This is a genomic window from Sulfitobacter sp., assembly GCF_036961165.1.
Classification (GTDB): domain Bacteria; phylum Pseudomonadota; class Alphaproteobacteria; order Rhodobacterales; family Rhodobacteraceae; genus Sulfitobacter.
The window spans coordinates 1-6951 of sequence record NZ_JBALVJ010000121.1; the positions used below are offsets into that span (position 1 = coordinate 1).

Genomic DNA, 6951 nt, shown 5'->3' on the forward strand with positions numbered 1-6951 from the left:
ATGCATCTTAGCCAAGCCGCAAAACTGTCCTAAAAAGCAGGACCACTTCAAGTTGCCGAACACGGACATTTCCGCCGCGCCGCAGAATTCTGCGGTGTCAGCCAGCCCTCTCTCAGTGTGCAAATCCAGAACATGGAAGAGGCGCTCGGCACCCGTTTGGTCGAACGGGCCAAAGGCGGCGCTATATTTACGCCGACAGGGCGTGAAATCCTCGCGCGGGCGCGCGGTGTTCTTTTGGATACTCAAGCCATCGAAGACTACGCATCCGCGTCGAAACACGGATTGGCCAGCACCATCCGGCTTGGCGTGAATGCCACTCTCGGTCCCTATCTGTTGCCGCGCGTCGTGGCCGCATTACATCAGGCGTTCCCGGACACAAAGCTTTATATCCGCGAAGGTGTTCCCAACACGCTGCAAGACGAACTTAAAGCCGGGCTGCATGATGTTGTCCTTGCGCAAATGCCGGTTAACAGCGCGGACCTGATCACACAGCCCTTGTTTCGAGAACCAATTCTGTTTGCGATGTCATCGGATCATCCGCTCGCGCATAAAACCGATCTTTCTGTGAACGACCTCAAGGATCTACCAGTCTTATCACTTGCGCCGGATTATCACCTGCATGATCAGGTCCACGCTCTGTGCGAAGAATTTGGCGCGCATGTGATACCCGACTACGAAGGCACAAGTCTGGATGCCTTGCGGCAGATGGTATCAATGAATATGGGCACAACTTTTTTGCCTGCGCTCTACGCTCAGTCCGAGATATCGTCGCTGGGTGATGTTGTCACCCGATCGCTCAAAAAGCGCAGAATTTCGCGTTCTATCGGGCTTGCTTGGCGCAAGGGCGCAGGGCGCTCATCGGCGTACACACAATTGGCCGAATTCATCAGAGATGTAGTGTCCCGAGACTTTGAGAGCATCACACTCGATTAGTCGGCTGAGTTCGGTGGAACCGCGTCCAGAACCTGTAGAATCCTCCGTGACTTTACTCACGTTGTCACATGATCCTGAAGTGACGTGATCGAACGCGTACATCTCAACGTTAGACTTAACTTCGTGATATCTACTGGCATTCACGTCCACACAGTTGGCATCCGCTGCTGCGCCAAAAATCATCAAAATGGGCGCGAAGTCGCCGTTTATTGTGGAGTAGCAATGCTGCCTGTTCCGAAGAACAAACGGCTACCTGCACGCAAGTACTGGGCAGCATGGGAATGTTGCAGCCCTACGGCTTTGACCGTTTGTAGTGTCTTGCGCAAATGCTGCGGATCGCGGCAGTAAGATAGAGATCAGCAGGGTGGGCATCGGGCGCGTCCTTTAAAAACGGGCAGGGACTTTCCCTGATCTGCCGGTGCCAAAAGGATTTGGCGAAATGGCCGGCAAGGCCAAATCCTCGGCTTTCGTCCGCCGACGGCCTGCTTTGTCCTGCAGTCCAGTCATTGCCGATGCAGTTTTTTGCCACAGCTCGCATGAACGTCCGCAAGCCTCGCCGCATCGCGGCTACGAAATCCATTGCAACGCAGAAATTTGATTTCTGCGAGCGCGCGCAGCAAGATTTTGGCACATCTCTTTGGGCTCGAACTTGCTATTAGCTGCGGTCTGCACGGAGGTCTGCTATGCGGATTTCGAGCCGTCCAAGTCGCATCACGTGATCCTCGCCATCGCAGCGAACGGCGGCCTGAAGCCCTGCTGTGACGCGGCGAATGGCAGCTTTCATGGTAGTATGCGAGTGGGCCCAAAAGGCAGAAGTGTCCAAGCATTGCCATATATTGCTACTTGTCCCGGAGCGAGAACTGTCCAGCGAGTAGGCTCTTTAGTGCAGGGTGCGGAAATTTGCGCGGCAGCGTCACGGCAAAGAACGGCTCACTGATGCCGAGGGTAAAAGCCGCCGTTTCCAGAATGCCAGTTGCGATCTCTTCGGCGACAACGACGGTCGGGGCGATGGCAACGCCCACCCCTGTCCGCGCAAGAAGGCGTACCATGGCCATGTCGTCAACGCTTGCGACGATATGTGGTTTCATTCCAAGCATCGCGATGAGGTTTTCAAATTCTGCTCGGATCACGCTCTCAGTCGGGACGATCAGCGGCTCGTTGGCAAGAAGGGCATCAAGTGTGTCATGGTGAAGCCTGTCTGGAGTGGCGTGAAGATAAACTGGCTGTTCCGCTATCAATTGCGCTGCGAATTGGAACTGAGATCCCGTTTGGGGGACCTCAGTGGTCAAAACCACATCAAGCGCAAGCGTTTCAAGATCTTTCAACAGCGTGTCCGTCTTGCCGGATTTCAGCGAGAACTGGAACTCATCCATCGCCAAGAGAGGCTCTAGAAACTGAAGTTGAAAGTTGCGCGATAGCGTTTAAAGCGCCCCGATACGCAGCGGCGGTTTGATATCCCCGCTTTGATGCAGCGTGGCCAACAGTTCGTCGCCTGCCGTGAAAATGCGATCAGCGTGGTCCAGCGCGATGCTACCCGCTTCTGTCAGCACCAACGCGCGGCCGATGCGATCAAACAGCAAGAACCCAAGCCGGTCTTCAAGTTGGCGAATTTGAACCGACAAAGCCGATTGGGCCACGTTCAACCGATGCGCTGCACGGCCCAGATTGCCTTCGATCGCGACTTCGCGAAAATACCGCAAGTGGTGATAGTTTAGTTGAGAGCTCATTCGCTTTTATAGAACTAAAGTCACTTAAAGATATGTTTTTATTTTCAATCCTACTCTCGTATCCCGATCAGGCACATCCAAAGGGAGAGACAACATGGATTTCGCCATCACAATTATTGAGCAAATACAAAAACCCACACTGGCCTTTCTGATCGCAGGCATGATGCTTGCGGCCCTTGGTAGTAAATTCGAAATACCGGAACCGGTGTATAAATTCATCGTCATCCTTTTGTTGTTGAAGATTGGTATGGGGGGCGGCATCGCCATCCGAAGCGCGGATTTTATGTCGCTGATCGTACCCGCGATCGGGGCTGCGCTCCTGGGCATTACAATCGTCTTTTTGGGGAGTAAGACTTTAGCGAAAATGCGCGGCGTCGCCGAGTTGGATGCGCTCGCGACAGTCGGGATGTTTGGCGCGGTGTCTGCGTCAACGCTCGCTGCGGGCATGACGATGCTTGACGACAGTGGCATCGCCTATGAGGGGTACATTGGCGCGCTCTATCCGTTCATGGACATTGCAGCCTTGGTCACCGCGATTGTACTCGCCAAACTCAGCGTGGCGCGTCAAGCGGCGAGTGATGTGCAGATCAACGGCGATGGAACCGTTCTGATGCGTGGCCCAACGCAACCTGCCAGCGGACAGGAACTTGACGGAACATCAGAAATAGTTCGGGGCATTATGGTTGATACGTTCCGAAGTCCGGCCATTTCAGCGCTCGTCGCCGGTCTTTGCCTCGGTATTCTGGCCGAACCTAACACCGTCTTCAAAAGCTTCTATGAACCCTTATTCCGGGGCCTGCTGTCGATATTGATGCTTATAATGGGTCTGGAGGCGTGGTCACGGTTCGCAGAGCTTCGCAAAGTCGCGCACACCTACATCCTCTATGGCGTCACCGCGCCGATCATTCATGGTCTGATGGGGTTCGGCGTAGGTTTGATCGCCCATCAACTCACAGGATTTTCGGAAGGTGGCGTCATCCTGCTCGCTGTGATGGCGGCATCCAGCTCGGATATTTCCGGCCCTCCGACAATGCGCGCCGCACTTCCCGATGCGAACTCATCGGCCTACGTCGGAACATCCACAGGTTTGGGAACACCCGTAGCGATCCTAAGAATTCCATTATTCATGGCCCTAACCGACTGGGTAATGTGACACACATTGTCGAGAGGAGGACCTTCCAGCTTTGACAAGTAAGGTTGGCTTTGTCCGCATAGCCGACCTCAAATACCTCAGATTGCTGCAATGTTCACGGAGGTCCGCTTTGGGAAAGCTGCACTGCGGCGGCCGGACCCTTGCGAACGGCAGCTTTGGGCCGTGAGCGTCATCATACACCAAGGGCGGAAAGCGGAAGTTCGTTGCCGGTGCAAAAAACGAGCGTCAAACTACAGAGCAGACATCAGCGTTTTCATCCAGCAAAGCAAGCTACGTCTATGGTTGTTACCGCGGCCGGTCCCACTATCAAACAGCGAACTCCTGGGAGCCGCGACGGACAAGTCGTTTATGGTAACGGAAGCGGACCATGGCACTGTCAAATCCGTCCCAGATCTGACGTCCGTTGCAGCCATTGACGCGCAATGCAGCTTTCCCAGAGCGGGAATTGGTCAGGGAAGCAACATTTCGATGGCACCAAGCTCTGCTGTGCGTGAGCTTTCGATCATTCGCTATCAGGAAGTTAAGGTCGAGACCTATCGTATCTTCAAAGAGAACGGGCACCCGAAATCAAGTGCCCGTCCTGATCTTTTAGCGTCGTCGGGTTACTTGCCCTCGGCCCGCTCGCTCTGCAAGCCGCGGAAGATACAATAGCACATCACCAGCAGGACTACCGTGAACAGGAGCCCGGTAGAGATCACCATCGACTGCAACGCTGCCAGACCACCCCCAAGCAGCAGTGCAATGGCGACCGCACCCTCAAAAATGCACCAGAACACGCGCTGAGTTGCTGGTGCGTCGACCTTTCCGCCCGCTGTGATCGTGTCGATCACCAGCGAACCGGAGTCAGACGACGTTACAAAGAAAACGATCACCAGAACGATGCCGATAAACGACGTAATCGACGCGAGCGGCAATTCACCCAGCATCTGGAACAACTGGCGGGGCAATTCCGCATCCTGCGCGCCCGTGAAGTTGTCTGTGATCACCTGATGGATCGCGGTGCCGCCGAAGATCGACATCCACGCCACGCAGACTATCGAGGGGATCAGCAGAACGCAGATGATGAATTCACGGACCGACCGGCCCCGGCTGACGCGGGCGATGAACATACCCACGAAAGGCGACCAGCTGATCCACCACGCCCAGTAAAACGCGGTCCAACCTTGGCTAAAATTCACATCCTCGCGACCAAATGGATTGGCAAGCGCGGGAAGGTATTCAACATAGGCTTTCAGGCTGTCCCAAAAAAACGCGAACAAAAACGCCGTCGGCCCTACGATCAGGGTAAAGAGGGCCAGCAAACCTGCCAGACCCATGTTGATCTCTGACAGGACCTTGACCCCACCATCAAGCCCGCGCAGCACCGAAATCAGCGCGACGGCGGTGATGGCCGAAATAAGGATAACCTCGGTCGTGTTGCCCATGGGTATGCCGAACAATTCGTTCAACCCAGCACTGGCCTGCGTCGCACCAAAACCCAGCGAGGTTGCCAGACCGAAAAGTGTGGCGAAAACCGCCAGAATGTCGATGAGGTGACCCGGCCAGCCCCAGATCCGGTCGCCAAAAATTGGATAGAATGCCGAGCGGATCGTCAGCGGAAGGCCCTTATTGTAGGTAAACAGTGCCAGCGCCAGCCCCACCATCGCATAGATTGCCCAAGGGTGCAGACCCCAGTGAAAGATCGTCGCGGCCATGCCAATTCGGATTGATCCTTCTTGATCGTCCAGCGCGCCAGTCAACGGTGCCCAGTCCGAGCGCAGATCGCCTTCCGTTACGGCACCGCCAATGGATGAAGAAAAGTGGGATAGCGGTTCAGACACGCCATAGAACATCAGCCCGATGCCCATGCCAGCTGCGAAAAGCATTGAGAACCAACCAACGTAGGTGTAGTCTGGCACGGCAGTAGACCCGCCAAGACGGATACCTCCAAATGGCGAGACGATCAGGAACAACGCAAAGATCACCACGATATCGGCCGCCCCGATCAGGAACCAGTCAAAGTTCTTGGTGGCGAAGTTGAACATGCCCTTGAAGATCGTTTCGGCCTGTTCTGGCAGCGCCAGCGTGAAGAATACGAAGGCCACAATAGCAGCACCTGAAATGGCGAAAACCGGGTTGTGGATGTCAAAACCGAACGGACCAACCGACCCGTCGACGTTGTCCTGACCAATCTCATACTCCGTCTCAATGATATCCGCAGTGCCTTGTGGCGCGGGGATGCCATGATTGGTTGCTTCGTCAGACATCAGATGCCTCCTCCTCGAGATTTATAGTGGGGTCGGTCGCGCCTCAGCGGGCCCGCACCAAGAAAACGGACGCATCAGTATGCCGCGCCAACGCACCGCCGTGCGACGGCAATAGCATATCGGCCATATTCGGAATATGCGTGGCCATGACGATCAAATCTGCACCGATCTCTCCGACCGTGCGTGCCAGCATCTTGTCCAGATCAACAGCGGGATCGTGGCTGACGACGCTCTGCGCCGCCGTCCGGTGGCCACGGTGCGCGCCCTGCTCTTTGGCAAAATCGGCAAGCTTGCGTGCAAATTCTTCAGGATTGTGCGCGATCGCGCTGGGCACATTCGATGTGATGGCTACGTATGTGACCGTCGCATCGTAATGTTTGGCCAGATCGGCAACCACGGCCAGCGCGGTCTCGAACTTGTCGACGTGGGCCAGATCGACAGGGATCATGATACGTTTGTACGTACTCATAACTCGCCCCTCGCCGAAATGCGGAACATGCGGTGGCCCGCACCGTTGGGATTTCTGAAGATATTCATTTGTGTCCCTTTTTTTACACGAGGCACGATGCTGCCTATGCCTGCCATCCTGCAATCGGATGTGAGAGAACTACCATAGGGTGATCGCCGCAGTTAGCAAGCCGCACATATGAGGCCTGACCCACGACCGCAATCAATCCTGTTACCAAGAATGCTGCGCTGTGCTTGAACGCCCGGTTCGGGGAGATCGGTTGGTCGATTTGCCAGTACCTTGAATGTCGGCAATGGGCCGTATGCGGGGTCTTTACGGGGGCGGAGAGCCAACATTTTCTGCGCTTTATCCGGATGTCCGCTATGCGGGGCGATTTCAACGGGTCGACGCAACACTTTAGTCTTTAGCCAAAGATGGAGTGAT

7 protein-coding genes and 1 pseudogene are annotated in these 6951 nt (G+C 55.2%); 3 read left to right on the top strand and 5 right to left on the bottom strand.

The genetic code is table 11. The features are described 5' to 3' along the window. Positions 1-60: 60 nt before the first annotated feature. Both V7730_RS21410 and V7730_RS21415 read left to right on the top strand, forming a co-directional pair. A pseudogene (locus tag V7730_RS21410) lies at positions 61-192 on the top strand (LysR family transcriptional regulator); the annotation flags it as partial. 90 nt (positions 193-282) lie between these two features. Continuing rightward, positions 283-933 (top strand): LysR substrate-binding domain-containing protein, encoded by a 651-nt coding sequence (locus V7730_RS21415; RefSeq protein WP_335749594.1) that lies wholly within the window; start codon positions 283-285, stop codon positions 931-933. A 655-nt stretch (positions 934-1588) separates the two neighbouring features. On the opposite strand, the gene V7730_RS21420 is transcribed toward V7730_RS21415, so the two are convergent. The 3 genes from V7730_RS21420 to V7730_RS21430 are packed head-to-tail and all read right to left on the bottom strand — an operon-like array spanning position 1589 to position 2660. Beyond that, on the bottom strand, positions 1589-1717 hold the full coding sequence (locus V7730_RS21420; protein WP_335749589.1) for a hypothetical protein: 129 nt from the start codon (positions 1715-1717) through the stop codon (positions 1589-1591). Positions 1718-1772: 55 nt separating this feature from the next. Beyond that, a complete protein-coding gene (locus tag V7730_RS21425) occupies positions 1773-2306 on the bottom strand; it encodes a substrate-binding domain-containing protein (RefSeq protein ID WP_335749595.1) in 534 nt (177 codons plus the stop codon). A 48-nt stretch (positions 2307-2354) separates the two neighbouring features. Further along, a complete protein-coding gene (locus tag V7730_RS21430; RefSeq protein WP_335749590.1) occupies positions 2355-2660 on the bottom strand; it encodes a LysR family transcriptional regulator in 306 nt (101 codons plus the stop codon). A gap of 94 nt (positions 2661-2754) precedes the next feature. Here V7730_RS21430 and V7730_RS21435 point away from each other — a divergent pair, with 94 nt between their 5' ends. Then, on the top strand, positions 2755-3813 hold the full coding sequence (locus V7730_RS21435; RefSeq protein ID WP_335749591.1) for a sodium-dependent bicarbonate transport family permease: 1059 nt from the start codon (positions 2755-2757) through the stop codon (positions 3811-3813). A 602-nt stretch (positions 3814-4415) separates the two neighbouring features. Here V7730_RS21435 and V7730_RS21440 read toward each other — a convergent pair. Further along, a complete protein-coding gene (locus tag V7730_RS21440; RefSeq protein WP_335749592.1) occupies positions 4416-6059 on the bottom strand; it encodes a BCCT family transporter in 1644 nt (547 codons plus the stop codon). 43 nt (positions 6060-6102) lie between these two features. Continuing rightward, entirely contained in the window at positions 6103-6528 is a 426-nt protein-coding gene (locus V7730_RS21445) for a universal stress protein (protein WP_335749593.1), read from the bottom strand. Positions 6529-6951: the final 423 nt, after the last annotated feature.